Origin of the sequence: Streptomyces sp. NPDC052036 (genome assembly GCF_040680495.1) — a bacterium.
In the GTDB taxonomy this organism is placed as follows: Bacteria; Actinomycetota; Actinomycetes; order Streptomycetales; family Streptomycetaceae; genus Streptomyces.
In genome coordinates this window covers 109,166-125,983 of record NZ_JBFAWW010000019.1, presented here as the reverse complement: position 1 = coordinate 125,983, position 16,818 = coordinate 109,166, and the positions used below count along the sequence as shown (strand labels likewise).

Here is a 16,818-nt window from a genome sequence, read left to right as displayed (position 1 = left end):
CGCCGCCGCACGGGCGCGGTCACGCGCTCACCGGGCCCAGATGAGCGTCCAGCACCGCCGCGACGAGGCGATCGAGCTGGTCGCCATGGGGTGCGCCGCCGGGCGGTTCGGCGTCGAGGGCGAGCTGCAGACTGCCCCACGTCCACAGTTGCGCGATGCCGTGCAGGTTCGACCACAAGGCGGCAGCCGTCACAGGCGGCGGTGGTGCAGGCACGCCCGGCCCGCCGGGGTACGCGGAGTCCCGCTCTGCCCGGCAACGGGCGACGAGGGCGACGAAATGGTCGAACAGGGGGCGAGTCGATTCCCGCAGCCGTGCACCGTCCGACGCGTGCTTCTCGCTGTCGAGCAGGTCGTGACGGAACATCAGCTCGAACATTCCGCGGCACTCCAGCGCGTACCCGACGTACGCCCGCGCGGCTGCCTGCAGTTGAGCCCGCGGCGATGCCATGTCGGTGACCGCGGCCGTGAAGCGGGACCCGAGGTCTTCGAAGCCGCGCCGGGCGATCGCGGAGAGCAGGGCGTGATGCGTGGGGAAGTATCGACGGGGTGCCCCGTGCGACACCCCCGCGCGGCGGGCGATCTCGCGTAGCCCCAGCGACGTGGAGCCCTCGCTCGTCACGAGATCCACTCCGACATCGATCAACCGCTCCCGAAGGGAGCTCTCGCTATCCATAGACATTGTCTACCGGTCTTCGTAGACAATGTCTACTGCGTGGTCGGACGCAGGTGTTCCCTGCTACGTAGGCCCCGGGCAAGGTCCACGCACCGGCCCTGGCCGTGCAGCCGCATGCTCATGGCGAAGTCGCGTGCGGCCGGTCGGGACGTGAACACCATCGCCGCAGACCCGACAGAGGACCCTCAATAGATCGTTGGCGTATGGCAGCATCGGCATCGCACCGACAGTGGAGTCCTCATGACCAACAAGAGCTGGATCAGTGTGAGGCCAATGGTCGGGCCGGGTGTAATTCCAGTATGAAGACACCCGAGTCTCTTGAGGATTCCACCGAGACTGCTCCGCTGACCTACCGACAGGTTCTCGGCAGTCGTAACGTCCCCCCACTCCTGCTGGCCGCCTCCTTATCGCGACTCGCCGGCAGCATCTTGCTTTTCGTCATCGTTCTCTACGTCATCGCGGAGTTCCACTCCGTATCGATGGCAGGCCTCAGCGGATTCTTTCTGACACTGCCGGGCTTCCTGGTGAGCCCGATCGCGGGTGCCGTCCTGGACCGGCTCGGCGCGGTTCGGGCCGTGGCGCTGGACACCCTGTCCAGCGCCGTCTTCATCAGTGGCATCGCACTGCTCTCGCTGGGCGGGACGTTGACCGAGCCCGTGCTCTTCGTTCTGCTCGCCCTGTACTCCCTGACCAGCCCGCTGACCGCGGGCGGGATCCGGACCCTCTTTCCGGGATTCGTGCCGGAGGCCGCCTACGACAAGGCCAACGCCCTGGATCTGAGCACCTTCTCCGTGATCGACGTGGTCGGTCCGCTGCTGGCGGGTGCGATGTTCGCAGCGATCGGTCCGAATCCCGCACTGCTCACCACCGCGGGCATGTACGTTCTGGCCGGGCTCAGCCTGACCCTCCTGCGCGGGGGCCGCGCCGGGGCCCCGTCCGCTCCCCGCCGACACCTGCTGCGCTCGGCCTGGGAAGGCATCACCTACCTTTTCCGCAACTCCACCCTGCGCGGGCTCGCGGTGTCGTACGCGCTGTACCAGGCCGCCGCCGGCATGCTGATCGTGATCGTGCCCGTCGCCGTGGCCGACTGGCTCGACGGGGGCACGTCGGTCGACCGCTATGTCGGTCTGATGTGGGCGATCACCGGTCTGGCCGGCGCGGTCGGGGGGCTGATCGCGGGCAAAGTGCTGCGGGCGGGCGGAGAACGCCGCTACATGGTCGCTGCGACACTGGTGTGCGCTGTGGCGATCTTCCCGGTGAGCGCGCTCGGCTCGCTGGTGACGCTGGGCATCGGTCTCATGTTGGTGGGCCTGGCCGAGGGCGCGGTGAACGTCAGCCTGCTGTCGCTCCGACAGCGCCGGACTGAATCGGACTGGCTCAGGCGCATCATGACCGTCTCGATCAGCGTCAACCTGATCGGCTTCCCGATCGGGACCGCGCTGGGCGGCGCGCTGGCCACCCACTCGGCGACCGTGGCGCTTGCCACTGCGGCGCTGCTGGCGGTCGGTTCGGCCGCCTCCGGCCGGTTCCTGATCCCGCGGGAGGCCTGAATGCGTCGGCTGACGCCCGGCGTCGTGGCTGCTCTCTCGGCCACCATGGCTGCTCACCGGACACTGGGCCACAACGGACTCGGCCCTCAGAGCTCCACGCTGCAGCGTCGCGCGATCGCTACGAGGCGTTCCAGTTCGCGTCGCGCCGCAGTCGGCTGGGCAAGGTCGAGGGCCATCCAAGCGCGTGCGGTGATGTAGAGGACGTCATGAAGGGTGGCCGCGTCGAGGCCGCGGGCGGACTGGAGGCGCCGGCTCGTGACACTCAGGGAGACTACGACGCGGTTGAGACGGTCCCGTAGGCGCAGGGGGAGAACCTGCGGCAGCACGTCTTTGGCGTAGTCGCGCACCTGCCGGTCCGCCTCGCAGGGACGGGGCGGCGAGGGTGCCCAGGGGAGGCCGGCTTCGCGGGCATCGTCGTACATGTCCGCCACCAAGGCGCGTGCGGTGGCGGGATCGCCTTCGGCGACGGCCGCGCGGGCTGACTCCAGCGCGGAACGCAGTCGAGGGTGGTCCAGCCAGACCTAGGTTCAGCAAGGCGCACATGCAGGGTTCGCACACGTGTGAAGAACGCAATGCTGGATGTGAACCAGATACCGCTTGACGGGAACAAACCCCTGCCTGAGGGCGCGGACAGCACGATCCTGGATCGGCCCGCCGCGTCGAGCCCCCTCACATGTTCAGGTGAGGGACAGGCAGCCAACCAGAGATCAAGACGTGAGGTCATGACATCCACCCAGCGCATTCACACCCCGTTCGGAGAAGAGTCGACGGCCGCCGAGGTAGTCGAAGGCGTCGACCTTTCCGGTAAGCACGCAGTCGTCACCGGCGCCTCGTCGGGGCTTGGCGCCGAGACCGCCCGCGCCCTCGCGAGTGCCGGCGCCTCGGTCACGCTCGCGGTCCGCAACTCGGACGCCGGCGAGCGCACCGCGACCGACATCCGTAAGGCGACGGGCAATGACGCCGTCCATGTCAGGCGACTCGACCTCGTCGATCAGGAGTCGATCGCCGCCTTCACGAGCGCCTGGGCCGGGCCACTGCATATCCTCGTCAACAACGCCGGAGTGATGGCGCTGCCCACGCTCGATCGCATACCGGACGGCTGGGAGCTCCAGTTCGCGTCCAACCATCTCGGTCACTTCGCGCTCGCGCTCGGCCTCCACGACGCGCTCGCGGCAGCCGGCAACGCGCGCATCGTGTCGCTGAGCTCCCGCGGCCACCATGCCTCGCCGGTCGAGTTCGACGACATCAACTTCAGCTCCCGTGCCTATGATCCGTGGCTCGCCTACGGACAGTCGAAGACGGCCAACGTGCTCTTCGCGGTCGGGGCGACCAGTCACTGGGCCACCGACGGGATCACCGCCAACGCCGTCCACCCCGGCGTGATCATGGACACGAACCTTTCTCGCCATATGGACCCGGAGCAGGCCGCGCAGCTGCGCGCCGCTGCGGCGGCCGGGGAGGCCGGGTCGATCCTCGACGCACCGTTCCGGTTCAAGACGACCGCCCAGGGCGCCGCGACGAGCGTGCTGGTCGCGACCTCCCCCGAACTGGAGGGCATCGGTGGTCGTTACTTCGAGGACTGCAACGAGGCGGAGATACTGACGCCCGAAGCTGTGGGAACCTCCTCGGGCGGCGTAGCCCCCTATGCGCTCGGCCCCGACGTCGCCGAGCGCCTTTGGGCCCTGTCGCTCGACGCAGTGGGCGCGTAAGCAGCGCCCTCAAAGGTGCACGCTCCGGCCCGTGCGGAGAGCCGGTCAGCTGTGTCGGGGGAGCCAGAGGGGGGCGCTGCTGCCGCGGGGGAGCAGGATGTCACGGAAGCGGCCGGGGGTCTTGGACAGGAGCACCTGGTCGGTGACGCCTTGGTAGTGGCCGCAGGGCGTGTCGGCGGTGAAGGTGTCCGGGTCGAGATACGCGTGCGGGGAGCGGGGGTCGGCGTCGAGGGCGGCCTCGTGTGCGTAGGTGTGGTCGAAGACGCCGAGGCTGAGGATCCAGGTGGCGATGCGGGTGAGGTTGAGGGTGATGCGGTAGCTGCCGCCCTCGGTGGCACGGCGCATCAGGGCCGCGAGCGCTCCCGTGGTGGCCAGCCAGGAGAGGACGTAGTCGTTGACGACGTTGATGTACGGCAAGGCCGGTGTACTGGTCGGCCGGGCGTTGATGCCGTCCTGGCCTTCCATGAGCATGATGCCAGTGAGCGCTCCGGCGGTCTGGTCGAAGCCCACCCGGTGGGCCCATGGGCCGGTCTCGCCCGCGAGGGAGATGCTGATGTGGATGAGGCCGGGGCGGATCGCCGCGGCATCATGGGCGCTCAGGCCGATCGACTCGAGGTAGCCGGGGCGGCGATTGGCGTAGAAGAGATCGGCGTCGCGCAGGAGATCGTGGATCTTCGCGCGTCCCTCGGGGCTGTACGGGTCGATGGTCGTGGAGCGGACGCCGACGTTGGCGGTGTTGTAGAGGGAGTCGTGCTCCAGTTCGTCGGGCCGCCAGATGTTCAGAACGTCAGCGCCGTGCTGGGCCAGGTCCCGGCCGACGCCGGCGCCGGCGATGACGTGGCCCATGCCGAGGGCGCGTACGCCCGAGAGGGGCTGGTCGACGGCGGAGGGCAGGGGCTCGGGTTCGCTGTCGCCGATCTTCTCGATCTTGATGAGCGGTTCCCGGGCGATGTAGTCGTACGCCGGGTGCCGGAGGAACTCCTCGGTGGTGCGCAACATCGGCATGACTATGCCGACCTCGTCGCCTGCCTGCTCCAGATCGGCGGCGTCCCATTGAGCGATGGCGTCCGCGACGGCTTGCTTCTCGGGCCAGGTGCGCAACAGCTTGTAGACGGCGTTCTTGATCTTCGGGTAGGGGTTGAGCGGCATGACCCAGCGGCCGTCGCGCGTCTGGTAGAAGCCGAAGCCCAGGGGGCTGGCCGGATCCGAGGGGTTGCCGCCCGGGTAGCCGTTGAGCAGTTCCCACTTCTTGTCGTAGAAGGGGCACAGCCGGTGCGGGGCCTTGCGCAGGTCCATCGTGATGTCCTGGCCTTCACCGCCGCGGTGTTGCCAGAGTGCGGCCAGGGCGACGGACTTGGCGGTCAGGCCGAGCGCGGGGACCGCGCCCAGACGCATGACGCTCGGGACGATCGGGTCGCTGCCGATGAAGGTGATCATTCCGCCGCTGTCCTCGGGGCGCAGGCCGGCCGGGGCGAGGACTTCGCGCAGAGCCTGCTGGATGTCGAAGCCGTCGTCGCGGGTCAGCGGATTGGCGACGGCCTTTTCGATGCGCTCGGTGAGTTCGTCGGCACTCATGGGTACGGCAGCCTTTGCGTCGAGGTGAGGGGTGAAGGGTGGTGGGGCTTCGCGCCGGGGTGAGGGGTGCGGGTAGCGGTGGTGGGTCGCGTCCCGGGCCGGCGGCTCAGGCGTCGAAGGTCTCGGCGAGGGCGCGCATGAGGGCGATCTGCTTGCGGTCGCGTTCGGCGGCGAGTTCGTCGACGGTGCCGCCGAAGTCCTTGGCCTGTTCGGTCAGCAGTCGCTTGGTCGGTTCGTCGAAGGCGACCTTCTCGCGCTCCATGGCGGCCCAGCGGCTCTCCATGCCGACGCCGAGGTGACTCATGAAATGCGCCAGGCCTCCCTCGCCGCCGCCGACGTGGAAGGAGCGGAACGGGCCGGCGACCGCCCACCGCTGGCCGATGGAGGAGGTAACGATGTCGTCCAGCTCCTGCATGGTGACGACGCCCTCGGTCACGAGATGCACGCACTCGCGGAAGAGCGCCGACTGCAGCCGGTTGGCGACGAAGCCGGGCATCTCCTTGCGCAGCACCTGTGGCCGCTTGCCGAGTGCGCGATAGAAGCTGACCGCGCGTTCGACCGTCTCGGCGGAGGTCCGCTCGCCCGGTACGACCTCCACCAGCGGCACCAGGTGCGGCGGATTGAAGGGGTGGCCGACGACGAGCCGTTCGGGGGCCTTGAGGACGGTGGCGATCTCGGTGGCCGGGATGCCGGAGGTGGACGTGGCGAACAGAGCACCGGCGGGCGCGTCGGCCTCGATGGTGCGCCACATCTCATGCTTGACGTCCAGCCGCTCCGGTCCGTTCTCCTGCACCAGGTCCGCCTCGCGGACCGCGGTGGCGAGATCGGGCTCGAAGGCCAGGCGGGCGGTGAGGTCCGTGGTGTCCAGCCCGAGCGCCGCCATCCCGGACGCGGCCTCGGCGATGTGGGCGCACACGGCTTCCTGGACGCCCGGCTGCGGGTCGCTGACGGTGACGGACAGTCCGCGGGCCAGGAACAGCGCAGCCCAGGAGGCGCCGATGACGCCTGCCCCGGCCACGGTGACGGTGCGGATTCCGGCGATGCTGCCGCTCTCGGTCATGTAAGAAGTCTTTCTGTGCTCGAATGGGTGGTCCGGATCAGGCCAGGTAGTCGTGGACGACCTCGGCCCGGCCCAGCGTGAGGTCGGTCAGGATGTGGGAGACGGAGACCACTTCCAGGACCGGCAGGTCGGCGAGCGGGGCCAGGGCGTGGGCGAAGAGCTGCAGCCGGGCGGGACCGCTCCAGGAGCCCTTCACGGTGACGTCGCTGATCTGCGACCGGACGAGCTCGCAGATGCGTGGCGAGCCGTCGTAGTGCGGCAGCTTCTTGAGCATGAAAGTCGGCTGTGTGAGCTCGTCCCGTGCCTTCTCGGCGGCCAGCGGCGCGTGCTTGTAGCCCATGGTCGCCTGGGCGACCGGCAGCGAGCCGTACTCGAGGATGCCGACGAGGGTGTCGTGATCGACGTAGAGCCGCGGTCGGCCGAGTTTCTTCGGGAAGGCCCCGATCTCGCGCCCGCTGGCGATGGCCGGGAAGTTGTCCACGTACATCGACAGGCTGTACTCACCCGGCTCGCCCTCGTACTCGACGACGGCGAGCTGGCCGGACTCCGTGTAGTCGCCCAGGCCTGTGACGTCCGGCATCCGCATGACCTCGAAGCGGACCAGCGGGTCCACCACCCGCAGGGGCTCCGGGACCACCCTCTCCAGGGCGTCGGGATCGGTCCGGTAGGTGATGTTCAGATACTCGCGGTCCGTGAACCGGTACGGACCCATGGGGAAGGCCGGAGCATCCAGTGGGGTGGTCGGTACGCGGACGACGTCCTGGGCTCGCATGTCTCTCGGCTGCCTTTCCCGCCCCGCTGCCTTCGGGCCGGGGCGATGCGACGCACACCTCGCGGCGGGTCACCTCGAAGGGGTGTCCACGGAGGAGTGGAGTTGCATTCTGCAACACTTCGAATGTAGTTCTCGGCCGCCGCTGATGCAAAATGCAACTCACGATGGGGTGCGACGCGTATGATCACGCACGGGGCGTGGATCTACCGGGGCCAGCCCTGGCCCCGGCTGACGCCGCCGGGCGGCGCCGCGGCGGCCGCAGGGCGCGGGGGCCGAGGGGAAGGACATGCACATGGCCGATGGCGACCCGGAGATCTCGGGACTCCTCCGCGAGATGGTGACCCTCTCCCGGCGCTTCCGTGCCAACGCCGAGCGGCTCCACCCGGACCTGAGCTTCGTCGACTACTCTCTGCTCTCCGAGATGGCCGAACGTAACGGGGCCCGCGCGGCAGACCTCGTCGGCCTCTACGGCATCAACAAGTCCACGATCAGCCGCCAGGTCGCCGCTCTGCACCGCGCCGGCCTGGTGGTACGTGACGCCGCGCCGGACAACCGTCGCGTCCAGCTCCTGCACCCCAGCGATCTCGGTCGGGAACTCCTCGCCCGCGCCGACGCCCTCATGCACCGTGAGGTCGACACGCGCACCGAAGGCTGGTCCCCGGAGGAGGTCCGGACCCTACGCAGCCTGCTCGCCCGCTACAACACCGCCTCCTCCGCCCTCCCGGAGGAATCCTGAGCGCCGGACGAAGGAAGCGATCACGTCGGCGTCCGCAAGACGGTGCAGCACCACTGCCTGACCTCGGTCAGGTACGCACCATGGCTCTCGAGCCGGCCGTGTCGCTACTGGGTCGGCTCCAGGAGCTCCACCGGGCCGGACAACGCCGCACGCACCCGACGGGACAGCTCATCGACCAGCACCTCGGACTCGTCGCGGCTGACCGCGTCCAGAGTCTGTGCCGCCACCTCCGTAGCCGGCAACTTCGGAGCATCGAGCGCGGCGGCGCCCTCGGTGTCCACGGGACCCACGTGCACCCCGACGACGAGTGTCCCCTGCTGACGCAGACCGAACCGCAGGGCGTTGGTCAGTGACCATTCCGCGGCCTTCGACGCCGCGTAACTGGGCCACATCTTGTTCACCCGCCACGACGCGACCGACAGCATGTTCACCAGCGCTCCGCCGCCGTTGACCGCGAGCACCGGCGCGAAGGCACGCGAGACCGCCCACGTACCCAGATAGTTCACCTCCATCTCGCGCCGCGCGCCTTCCAGGGAGCCTTCCAGCAGAGCCGGCCCGGCCTGGATGCCGGCATTGTTGATGACGATGGTCGCGTCGGACGCCGCAGCGGCAGCGTCCGCGATCTGGTCCTCGTCGGTGACGTCGAGACGCAGCGTCTCGACCCCCGGCTGCCGGAAGCTTTCGGGGTTGCGCACGCCCGCATACACCTTGGCCGCGCCCCGGGCCAGCAGGGCGCGGGTGAACGCCAGCCCGATGCCCCTGTTCGCACCGGTCACCAACGCGACCGATCCCTTGATCTCCATGACCGAACACCTCAATTCGTAAGTTGCCACCGAACCTCGAGTGGGACAGCCCGTCCCATGACTTCGGGGCGGAGCGCCCGTTCCGAGAGCGGTGTCCGCGGTACGGGGTGCTTCCAGGACAGGCTCAACCCCAAGTGAAACTCAAGGACTTTACGCAAAGTCACTGACACGCCCGACCGGCGGTCAGTTCTGGTGTGTGGTGGCGTGCTCGGTTGCGGTGGATGCGTGTGTAGCCGTCGGCGTGGTCCAGCTGGCGAGCAGCCGGAGCGCCTCTGTGGAATGGGATCCGGGTTCGGTGGTGTAGAGACAGATGCTCTGGTCGGGGTCCGCGGGAAGGGCCAGCGTTTCGTAGGTGAGGGTGAGTTCGCCGGCCACGGGGTGGTCGAGATGTTGGGTGTTGTGGGCGCACTGGTCCACGCGGTGACTGGCCCACCAGGTGTGGAACTCGGGCACCTTGATGGACAGTTCCCCGACCAGCTCGTTCAGCTGAGGGTCGTCGGGGTGGCGTCCGGCCGCCAGGCGCAGGCCGGCGACGAATGTCGCGGCGACCTGGTCCCAGTCCCTGTACAGATCGCGGGCGGCCGGCTGGAGCAGGACGAAGCGGGCGAGGTTGCGGTCGCGGTGCGGCAGTGCGTCGAAGTCGGTGATCAGCGCCTTGGCGAGGTGGTTGGCGGCGAGGACGTCGGTGCGGTGGTTGATGACGAGGGCGGGTGAGACGTCGTTGAGGACGTCGAGCATGCGGTGGACCGCCGGCCGCAAGCGCGGTACGCGGGCCGGACGGCGCCGATGCGGGCCGGGTGTCCTGGGCCGGGCGAGTTCGAAGAGGTAGCCGCGTTCGGTGTCGTCCAGGCGCAGGGCGCGGGCCACGGCCTCCAGCACCGTCTCCGAGACGTGGGGGTGCCGGCCTTGTTCGAGGCGGGCGTAGTAGTCCGTGCTCACCCCGGCCAGGTGTGCGACCTCCTCGCGGCGCAGCCCCGGCACCCGGCGCGCGCCGCCGCTGAAAGCCGCACCCGCGTCCTCGGGGCGCAGACGGGCCCGCCGCGAGCGCAGGAAGTCACCCAGTTCGCCGTTCTGCTTCATGTCGCCAGTGTGCCGCCCGCAGCGCCGTGACGGGCCGGTGAAGGTGGACCAGCCAGACCTAGGTTCGGCAAGGCGCATGTGCGGGGTCCGCAGCCACGCAAAGCGCGCAATGCTGCGTGGTAGGGCATGTGCCTCTCCGGCGATGAGGCCGGAAAACCTCCCCCTACCGGGGCTGGAGAAAGAAGCGGCCGACCTGCGCTGTCCTGCGATGTCTCGAAGGCTACGGCAGCCACAGGTGAGGCTCGTGCCGGCCGTCCCTCGACCACCTTCCACTCACAACAGCACCGTTCGGCCGTCCGCCGGACGGGTCACACAAAGGAGATCATCATGACTGAGTTCGTGCCTGTGCCTGACTTTGCTCTGGGGCCGGACATTCCGGAGTCCGGGTTTGTCGTCAACGAGCTGGGCGGTGGTGCCTACTTCGTCACCCAGGGGATGATCAACACGATGTTCGTGGTGACGAAGAAGGGTGTCGTGCTGGTGGACGCCTCGCCGTTCCTGGGGGACAAGCTGCTGGCGGCGATCGAGGAGGTCACCCCCAAGCCGCTCACCCACCTCATCTACAGCCACGCGCACGCCGACCACATCGGGGCGGCTCACCTGCTGAACCGGGCCGGCCTGAAGATCATCTCCCACGAGATCACCGGCGAGTTCATCAAGGAGGCCAAGAACGACAACCGGCGCCCCCTGCCCACCGAGACCTTCAGCGGCCGGCGCACGGAGATGGACATCGACGGCGTCAGGTTCGTCCTCGACTACGCAGGGGACTGGCACCAGGCCGGCAACCTGTTCATCCACTTGCCCGAGCAGAAGCTCATGGGAGCGATGGACAGCTTCTCGCCGAAGAACGCGCCGTTCTTCCGCCTGTACTTCTCCGCACACGTGCCCGCGTACTTCGACGCCATGGACCAGATGCTGGAGTACGACTTCGACACCGTCGTGACCGGTCACATGGCTCTGCCCGGCACGCCCGAGGACGTCGCGACGAACCGGGAGTACATCCGGGACCTGCGCACCGCTGCCTCCGAAGCGCTGCGGACGGTCGACCTGAAGGAAGTCGCGGCCGCCGCCAAGGTGCCGGAGAACAACAAGCAGGCCGAACTCAAGGTCTGGATGGACGCGGTCGTCGCCCGCGCGACCGAGCTCATGCCCTCCTGGGAGAAGCGCCTGGGGGGCACCGACATCTTCCTCGCGGACAACCTCAACGCCACCGCGTGGAGCGTCTTCATCGACTGAGACAACGCCCTACGGATGAGGGGGCGAGCTACGGTCAATCCATTCGGCCGGTCATTCCCTTCGCGCCTGACCAGCACGCGGGCCATGGAAACCCGGCCCGTACCGGCCCGCAGGCCTCGGATCTGTATGTTCGACCCCTCGTAGCCCTGCCGTGAACGGAGACCTCGCCGAGGTTGATCGGGAGCGACCGCTCGACCTCGCCCGGCACTGGGTCCACCGCCAGCTGCATCCTCGCCCATCGCCGGAGCCCGCAGGCCTGGTCCGCCCGGGCGCGCATGACATGAAGCGGACGTCATCACAGTCCCCGCAGCCCCTTGACCAGGACGGAGAGTCCACCGGTCAGGGCCAAGGCGAGGATGAGCCGCCGCACCCACTGGTCCGGAACCCTCGGTGCCAGCGCCCTGCCGACGAGGGCGCCCGCCACCATCGCGGCCGCAGCCACCGACCAGGCTGCCCCGCTCAGCCGCGGCACACCGTTGGAGGCCACCGAGAAAACGTTCACAATGATTCCGTAAAATTGCGCATTCGGTACGAATTCGCTGACCTGCCATCCCGCATTCACCGCGTACAGCGAATAGGGCGGCCCGCCGACACCTGCGGCGGAATTCATGAATCCACCCACGGCACCCGCGGTCACGGCACCCCTGGCGCCGGTCAGAGCGGATATGCGCACGCCGCCCATCACGAAGACCACGGCCACCGTCACCAGAATCCCGACGCCGGCCAGCAGCACGGGCTCCGGAAGTAGGGCGGCTACCCATGAGCCCGCGGGCACGGTGCACGCGGAGGCGACGACCAACGGGACCATGGCGCCGATCCGTACCCGCCTCCAACCCGCGGTGAGCCCGGCGATGCTGACGACTCCGGCCGCGCAGTTCGCCAGCACCACCCCTGGGGCGGGCCCGAGTACCAGAACGAGCGCGGGCACCGCGATGAGCGCGAAGCCCATTCCGGTCAGCCACTGCACCGAAGCACCTAAGGCGACGATGCCGCCCAGCAGCAGCTCGGCCTCCCAAGCACTCGCCACAGCAAGCTCCTTCGTTACCCGGGGTGATTTTTGAGCCCAGTATCCTGCCGGAGTCCGGTCAGGCGACCAGAGTCTGTTCCTGCAGTTCCGTCAGTTTCACGGTGTACAGGCCGCTGCGTTCGGCTTTGACGTCTGTCACCTTCAGCTGGGTGCCCGGCGGGAGGATGAACTCCTCCTCGCCGGTGAACGCGGAGAAGTCGCGGATGCTGACGGCCCGTGCGGGGACGACCTCGAACAGTGTCCGTTTGCCGCGGCTGCCGAGGAACGCCTTGGCCACACTGAGCTCGGACGTGCACGAGGACACACCCCACCAGGTCACGGTCCGTCCGAGCGGGTACTGCGCGCGCAGGTCCAGTGCTACGCCGCGCCACAACGGCTTGGTCCGGGCGGGCAGTTGCGACACCGCCGAGAAGAGCAGTCGCAGATACGGCAGGTAGGGGAGGAGCCTGGTCCGGTCCGGGGAGCGCAGTGTGGCGTTGATCTCCCGGTAGAACGCGGACTCGCAGGTGTAGAGGTAGAGGGCGGCGATCGCGTCGGCGGGCAGGTCGGTCGGGGCTTCGTCCGCCCGCCGTTTGCCGAACTCGTGCGACCGGTCGACGTGCCGGTCCAGCCCGGACAACAGTGCGGCGACCGGGGCGACGGCGTCGCGGAAGTCCATGAGCGGGGTGTCGAACACCCCCGTGATCGCGTCTAGGACGAGACCCTCGTCCTTCACGCTGGAGAGCCGGTCCAGGTACAGCTGGTGCAGCTCCATGGTGGACGCGATGAACGCGCCCATGCGGTCGGCGACGTCTCCGTCGGCGCCGCCGGTCTCGGCCGTGAGCTTGTTCCAGCCGGTGCTCGGCAGCCAGTCGATCTCGTCGGCGCCCAGCGATGCCAGAGCCGCGTTCACCATGGTGAAGTGGTCACCGTCGCAGAAGATGTCGCCCTGCGCTGCGGGATTGGCGTGGTCGATGTGCCGGACCTCGACCTCGGGGTACTTCTTCTGGAGTTCGAGAACAACCTTCTTCAGGCTGCGCGCGTGCGCTCCCCACCATGCGAAGACGACCCCGCGGTCCTCCTCGTCGGCGTTCTGCTTGGCCTTGAGGATCTCCTCGACGATCCGCTCGGCCACCGGCCGCCAGAACCTGGTGTGCCGGTCGGTGCCGATCGCCCCGTCGCTGCTGGCCGTCAGCGCCGCGTTCAGGAGCAGCACGCCCTGTGTGAGCATCGCCTGGAACCACTCCGGCGGCTGGACGGTGTCCTGCTTCTTCAACAGCGCGCGGATGTCGGCTATCGGGGTCTTCTTGGCAATGCCGTACTTCCACATCGCCGCTGCCTTGATGATGCAGCGGACGCTGACGACCCTGCCGAACTGGCTGTCCTTCCAGTCGTGGAAGGTGTTGTCGAACATGGCGATGCCGGTGGCGCTCTCCGGCCGTGGGTACGGGTTCTGACCGAAGACGACGACCTTCCACTTGTGCGGCGCATTGGGTTTGAGTGCCTGGAAGGTCAGTTCGCGGGCGGGGACGACCTCCGGGGCCCGGCCCGGGCCGATGAACATGGCCGCGTCGGGCTGTGCCTCGACGACCGGCTTCAGCAGCGGAAGCCACGGTTCACCGCCGCCCTTGAACAGTTCCGTGAGGGCCAGCGGGTCGTTCGGGTCGGGTGTGGCGGGGATGTGGGCAGCGCTCATGACGGATGGACTCCGATGGTCGAACTGTGCTGGTGGAAAGCCTGATCGGCGAAGTGATCTGAGGATAGGTCAGCCCACTGACAGTCCCCTTGCGGTTCACGGGGGGCGCCGGGCGGGGTGGTCGCAGTGTCAGTGGCGCGCGGTAGCGTCCCGATCAGTTGCGTGACCGCTTCCGATCGGAGTGAACCATGACCGTAGACCGCGTGCCGTCGCCCCTCAGGGTCGTGCTGACCGACATCAACACCGCAGTGGTGCAGGCGTGGTGAGCGGCGTTCGCCGACATGCCCGAGATGGAGATCCGCAAGGGCTCGATCCTCGACGAGGACGTAGACGCCTGGGTCAGCCCCACCAACTCCCAGGGGCGCATGGACGGTGGGGTCGACGCGGCCATCAAGCGGTATCTCGGCGCGGGCATCCAGCTGCGGGTGCAGAGGGCGATCCGCAGCCAGTTCGAGGGAGCCCTGCCGGTGGGCAGCGCGGTGTGTGTTCCGTCGGGTGCGGTCAAGCCGAGGTTCTTGATTTCGACGCCTACGATGGAGACGTCCTCGCAGAACGTCAGCGATACCCTGAACGTGGCCCTGGCGTGCGCCGCCGCGTTCCAGGCGATCCACCAGCAGAACAAGAAGGCGCCAGGCAGCATTCGGTCGGTGGCGCTGGTCGGCATGGGCGCCCGGACCGGCCGGGTGCCGGCACGGGTGTGCGCCAACTTGATGTGGACGGGCTACACGCTCTTCAACGACTACTCCTTCGAGGACTACGACGACCTGCGCAGCACGATCGTCGCGCAGCTCGACGACATCGAGAGCGCGCCTGTGGACAAGCGGGTCCGTATAGCGCCGCCCAAGCGCGCCAACTCGCGCCGCTGACGAGGCTCTCGACCGCCCCGCCCGCGCCCTTTGACATGGGCGACCGCGCCGGAAGGCCGAGGGGTCCGCGCGGCCCGACGAGCAGGGCAGACGCAGCCGTCTCCGCCCGGGGCAGAGCCGAAGGTCATCGGCGGATCGCGAGGCTCTGTCCGCCGGTGCTCGGGCCGAGGCTGCCAGGCGGTGAAAGGCACCGACGATGTCACCCGGCTTCTGGCACGGACCCGCTCACTGGGCCCCAGCCAGGTCGCCTCCTGGCGGCTGCCGGTCGACCCGGCCGTCGTCAGCGGTGCCCGCGCCCTGGCCACCGCCCAACTGGACCAGTGGGGACTGGAGCACCTGGCCGGGTCCACGGAACTGATCGTCAGCGAACCGGTCACCAACGCCATGTGTCACGGCGACGGCACGATCGGCCTGCGCCTCATCCGGCACGAGGCGTTGACCTGCGAGGTCTCCGACGCCGGCCACAGCCACCCACGCCTGCGCCACCCCCGCACCACCGACGAGAACGGCCGCGGCCTGCTCCTCCTCTCGCAACTGTTTCTCCTCGGGCCGCGGCGTGGAAGCGCAGCGGCAACACAGCGGGCCTGGACGGCAGTACAGCGACGGTTCCGTACGCTCCGTGCGAGCAGGGGCGAGCCGTCCTACGCCATGGCGCGAAAAGCCAGATCGCGGCCGTGCTCACATGGCAGCTCATCGCCTTGTGGCTACCGGGACAGCGACAGTTCCTGGGCGTGGCCACCGCGTTGGTCATGGGCAACGCGTCCACGGTGTACAGCTCGGTGACCCATGCTGTGCGCCGGGTGGCGATCCAGGTGTCAGGAGTGTCCCTGGCTGTCGTCGGCGCCTGGCTGCTGGGGGCCACCGCGGGGGCCATCGTGGCTGTTCTGACGGAGGTGCTGCTCACCGGTGGACGCCGGGGCGGCGAGGACCGGCTCCAAGTCGCATCGACCGAGGTGATCACCCTGACAGCTGCCGCAGCGGCTCCGGTCGGACATGTGGTCTTCCCGGCGGTCTCCACTCTTACCGGCGCTGTGGTGGGAGTTGTGGTCAATGCCTTGGTCCTTCCACCGATGTACCTGAGCCAGTCCGACGCCGCCGTGCGCAGTCTGGCCCGCTGCATGGTCACGCTGCTGCAGGACATGGGCCGTGGCTTGAGGGAAGGACGGTCTCCGAGGCACGCCCACATCTGGCTGGAGAGGGGACGAGATCTGGAGCAGCAAGTCGCGGAAGCTCGCGACGAGGTGCAGAAGGCAGCTGAGAGTCTGCGCTGGAACGCCCCGGCAGCCGCGCGCCGACAACGCATGTCCCCGGTCTACGCATGTGCCTTGGAGGTTTTCCGTACGGCGTCGTTTCAAGTGCGAGGCATCGCCAGGACTCTGGCCGACACCATCGACCAGGACGCGAACCAAGGCTTGAGACAGGGCTTCGCGGTCCGATACGGGGAGGCACTCGGGTTGGCAGGACAGGACAGGCCTTCACCACGTATGCCGCTGTAGGGGTAGCGGGCGGATCAGCTCAAGCGGATGCGCGAAGGCAGTTGCGCACAGCGATTAGGCGCCTTACGAAGCAGGACAGGACGGAACGGTAAACGCTCCTGGCGCATTGAGTCGGTGATCCGATGAAGTCGCTGTCGACTCCAGGCCCGGTGCTGCCGTCCGGCGACCAACTTGACCGAATGAGGTACAGTGCGTGACTTGTCCGTGATCAACGAGTCGGATGAATCGACCGGGCTGCGGCAGGAGATGGCCGTCTGGCGCAATCGGTTCCTGCGGCTGCTCGACCGCTCACCGGCGCCCACCGCGATATGCCGGCCCGATGGTCTGCTGGTGATCGCCAATCCGGCATTTTCAGCCCTGTGGGGCCTGACGCCCGTCAGGAACACGCCGGGACGGTCGTGGCGGTTGCCCGCCCAGCGGGTGGGGCGACAAGGTGCCCGTGTAGGTCGGTGCACCGAAGACGATCGTGTCGGACTCCTTCAGCAGCTCCATCGTCGCCGTGCGCCGAGAGAGTCCGGTCGGCGGGCCGGGCATCCGCAGCAGTGGGGCCCGGCGCTCTC

16 protein-coding genes are annotated in these 16,818 nt (G+C 68.5%); 7 read left to right on the top strand and 9 right to left on the bottom strand.

From position 1 onward, the window contains the following. Positions 1-19: 19 nt before the first annotated feature. Positions 20-673, bottom strand: coding sequence for a TetR/AcrR family transcriptional regulator (locus AB0L95_RS25325; protein WP_365164791.1), 654 nt, complete (start codon positions 671-673; stop codon positions 20-22). A 299-nt stretch (positions 674-972) separates the two neighbouring features. Between AB0L95_RS25325 and AB0L95_RS25320 the strand changes: the two genes are divergently transcribed. Further along, positions 973-2,223 carry an MFS transporter gene (locus AB0L95_RS25320; RefSeq protein WP_365164789.1) on the top strand — a complete coding sequence of 417 codons (1,251 nt, stop codon included), beginning with the start codon at positions 973-975 and terminating at the stop codon, positions 2,221-2,223. 86 nt (positions 2,224-2,309) lie between these two features. Here AB0L95_RS25320 and AB0L95_RS25315 read toward each other — a convergent pair whose 3' ends face one another. Continuing rightward, positions 2,310-2,645: a hypothetical protein gene (locus tag AB0L95_RS25315; RefSeq protein WP_365164786.1), complete on the bottom strand. Its 336-nt coding sequence runs from the start codon at positions 2,643-2,645 to the stop codon at positions 2,310-2,312. Positions 2,646-2,945: 300 nt separating this feature from the next. Here AB0L95_RS25315 and AB0L95_RS25310 point away from each other — a divergent pair, with 300 nt between their 5' ends. Next, complete coding sequence (locus AB0L95_RS25310; RefSeq protein WP_365164889.1) at positions 2,946-3,932, top strand: SDR family NAD(P)-dependent oxidoreductase; 987 nt, start codon at positions 2,946-2,948, stop codon at positions 3,930-3,932. Between the two features lie 45 nt (positions 3,933-3,977). Here AB0L95_RS25310 and AB0L95_RS25305 read toward each other — a convergent pair whose 3' ends face one another. From AB0L95_RS25305 to AB0L95_RS25295, 3 genes are all read right to left on the bottom strand, one after another. Next, the gene (locus AB0L95_RS25305) at positions 3,978-5,507 is read right to left on the bottom strand and encodes a CoA transferase (RefSeq protein WP_365164784.1); all 1,530 of its coding nucleotides are present in this window, start codon (positions 5,505-5,507) and stop codon (positions 3,978-3,980) included. A gap of 106 nt (positions 5,508-5,613) precedes the next feature. Next, positions 5,614-6,567 carry a 3-hydroxyacyl-CoA dehydrogenase NAD-binding domain-containing protein gene (locus tag AB0L95_RS25300; RefSeq protein WP_365164782.1) on the bottom strand — a complete coding sequence of 318 codons (954 nt, stop codon included), beginning with the start codon at positions 6,565-6,567 and terminating at the stop codon, positions 5,614-5,616. 37 nt (positions 6,568-6,604) lie between these two features. Then, complete coding sequence (locus AB0L95_RS25295) at positions 6,605-7,339, bottom strand: acetoacetate decarboxylase (RefSeq protein ID WP_365164780.1); 735 nt, start codon at positions 7,337-7,339, stop codon at positions 6,605-6,607. A gap of 292 nt (positions 7,340-7,631) precedes the next feature. On the opposite strand from AB0L95_RS25295, the gene AB0L95_RS25290 reads away from it, so the two are divergent. Then, the gene (locus AB0L95_RS25290; RefSeq protein WP_365164778.1) at positions 7,632-8,075 is read left to right on the top strand and encodes a MarR family transcriptional regulator; all 444 of its coding nucleotides are present in this window, start codon (positions 7,632-7,634) and stop codon (positions 8,073-8,075) included. A gap of 104 nt (positions 8,076-8,179) precedes the next feature. On the opposite strand, the gene AB0L95_RS25285 is transcribed toward AB0L95_RS25290, so the two are convergent. Together AB0L95_RS25285 and AB0L95_RS25280 are read right to left on the bottom strand one after the other, a co-directional pair. Beyond that, complete coding sequence (locus AB0L95_RS25285; RefSeq protein WP_365164775.1) at positions 8,180-8,878, bottom strand: SDR family oxidoreductase; 699 nt, start codon at positions 8,876-8,878, stop codon at positions 8,180-8,182. Positions 8,879-9,061: 183 nt separating this feature from the next. Next, entirely contained in the window at positions 9,062-9,958 is an 897-nt protein-coding gene (locus AB0L95_RS25280; RefSeq protein WP_365164773.1) for a helix-turn-helix transcriptional regulator, read from the bottom strand. A 327-nt stretch (positions 9,959-10,285) separates the two neighbouring features. Here AB0L95_RS25280 and AB0L95_RS25275 point away from each other — a divergent pair, with 327 nt between their 5' ends. Then, on the top strand, positions 10,286-11,194 hold the full coding sequence (locus AB0L95_RS25275) for an MBL fold metallo-hydrolase (protein WP_365164771.1): 909 nt from the start codon (positions 10,286-10,288) through the stop codon (positions 11,192-11,194). A 295-nt stretch (positions 11,195-11,489) separates the two neighbouring features. On the opposite strand, the gene AB0L95_RS25270 is transcribed toward AB0L95_RS25275, so the two are convergent. Continuing rightward, the gene (locus AB0L95_RS25270) at positions 11,490-12,221 is read right to left on the bottom strand and encodes a sulfite exporter TauE/SafE family protein (protein WP_365164769.1); all 732 of its coding nucleotides are present in this window, start codon (positions 12,219-12,221) and stop codon (positions 11,490-11,492) included. A 58-nt stretch (positions 12,222-12,279) separates the two neighbouring features. After that, positions 12,280-13,896, bottom strand: coding sequence for an ADP-ribosyltransferase domain-containing protein (locus AB0L95_RS25265; RefSeq protein WP_365164767.1), 1,617 nt, complete (start codon positions 13,894-13,896; stop codon positions 12,280-12,282). A gap of 281 nt (positions 13,897-14,177) precedes the next feature. Between AB0L95_RS25265 and AB0L95_RS25260 the strand changes: the two genes are divergently transcribed. The 3 genes from AB0L95_RS25260 to AB0L95_RS25250 all read left to right on the top strand — a co-directional run bounded on the left by AB0L95_RS25260 (position 14,178) and on the right by AB0L95_RS25250 (position 16,258). Further along, positions 14,178-14,762, top strand: coding sequence for a macro domain-containing protein (locus tag AB0L95_RS25260; protein ID WP_365164765.1), 585 nt, complete (start codon positions 14,178-14,180; stop codon positions 14,760-14,762). Positions 14,763-14,942: 180 nt separating this feature from the next. Next, positions 14,943-15,545 carry an ATP-binding protein gene (locus AB0L95_RS25255; protein WP_365164763.1) on the top strand — a complete coding sequence of 201 codons (603 nt, stop codon included), beginning with the start codon at positions 14,943-14,945 and terminating at the stop codon, positions 15,543-15,545. Next, a complete protein-coding gene (locus tag AB0L95_RS25250; RefSeq protein WP_365164760.1) occupies positions 15,494-16,258 on the top strand; it encodes a hypothetical protein in 765 nt (254 codons plus the stop codon). Before AB0L95_RS25255 ends, AB0L95_RS25250 begins: the two co-directional genes overlap by 52 nt. The last annotated feature ends 560 nt before the right edge of the window (positions 16,259-16,818 follow it).

What these genes read in the sequence shown, in the direction of transcription:
- AB0L95_RS25325 (WP_365164791.1), bottom strand. Translation starts at nt 673, where the DNA reads ATGGATAGCGAGAGCTCCCTTCGGGAGCGGTTGATCGATGTCGGAGTG.
- AB0L95_RS25320 (WP_365164789.1), top strand. Translation starts at nt 973, where the DNA reads ATGAAGACACCCGAGTCTCTTGAGGATTCCACCGAGACTGCTCCGCTG.
- AB0L95_RS25315 (WP_365164786.1), bottom strand. Translation starts at nt 2,645, where the DNA reads ATGTACGACGATGCCCGCGAAGCCGGCCTCCCCTGGGCACCCTCGCCG.
- AB0L95_RS25310 (WP_365164889.1), top strand. Translation starts at nt 2,946, where the DNA reads ATGACATCCACCCAGCGCATTCACACCCCGTTCGGAGAAGAGTCGACG.
- AB0L95_RS25305 (WP_365164784.1), bottom strand. Translation starts at nt 5,507, where the DNA reads ATGAGTGCCGACGAACTCACCGAGCGCATCGAAAAGGCCGTCGCCAAT.
- AB0L95_RS25300 (WP_365164782.1), bottom strand. Translation starts at nt 6,567, where the DNA reads ATGACCGAGAGCGGCAGCATCGCCGGAATCCGCACCGTCACCGTGGCC.
- AB0L95_RS25295 (WP_365164780.1), bottom strand. Translation starts at nt 7,339, where the DNA reads ATGCGAGCCCAGGACGTCGTCCGCGTACCGACCACCCCACTGGATGCT.
- AB0L95_RS25290 (WP_365164778.1), top strand. Translation starts at nt 7,632, where the DNA reads ATGGCCGATGGCGACCCGGAGATCTCGGGACTCCTCCGCGAGATGGTG.
- AB0L95_RS25285 (WP_365164775.1), bottom strand. Translation starts at nt 8,878, where the DNA reads ATGGAGATCAAGGGATCGGTCGCGTTGGTGACCGGTGCGAACAGGGGC.
- AB0L95_RS25280 (WP_365164773.1), bottom strand. Translation starts at nt 9,958, where the DNA reads ATGAAGCAGAACGGCGAACTGGGTGACTTCCTGCGCTCGCGGCGGGCC.
- AB0L95_RS25275 (WP_365164771.1), top strand. Translation starts at nt 10,286, where the DNA reads ATGACTGAGTTCGTGCCTGTGCCTGACTTTGCTCTGGGGCCGGACATT.
- AB0L95_RS25265 (WP_365164767.1), bottom strand. Translation starts at nt 13,896, where the DNA reads ATGAGCGCTGCCCACATCCCCGCCACACCCGACCCGAACGACCCGCTG.
- AB0L95_RS25260 (WP_365164765.1), top strand. Translation starts at nt 14,178, where the DNA reads ATGCCCGAGATGGAGATCCGCAAGGGCTCGATCCTCGACGAGGACGTA.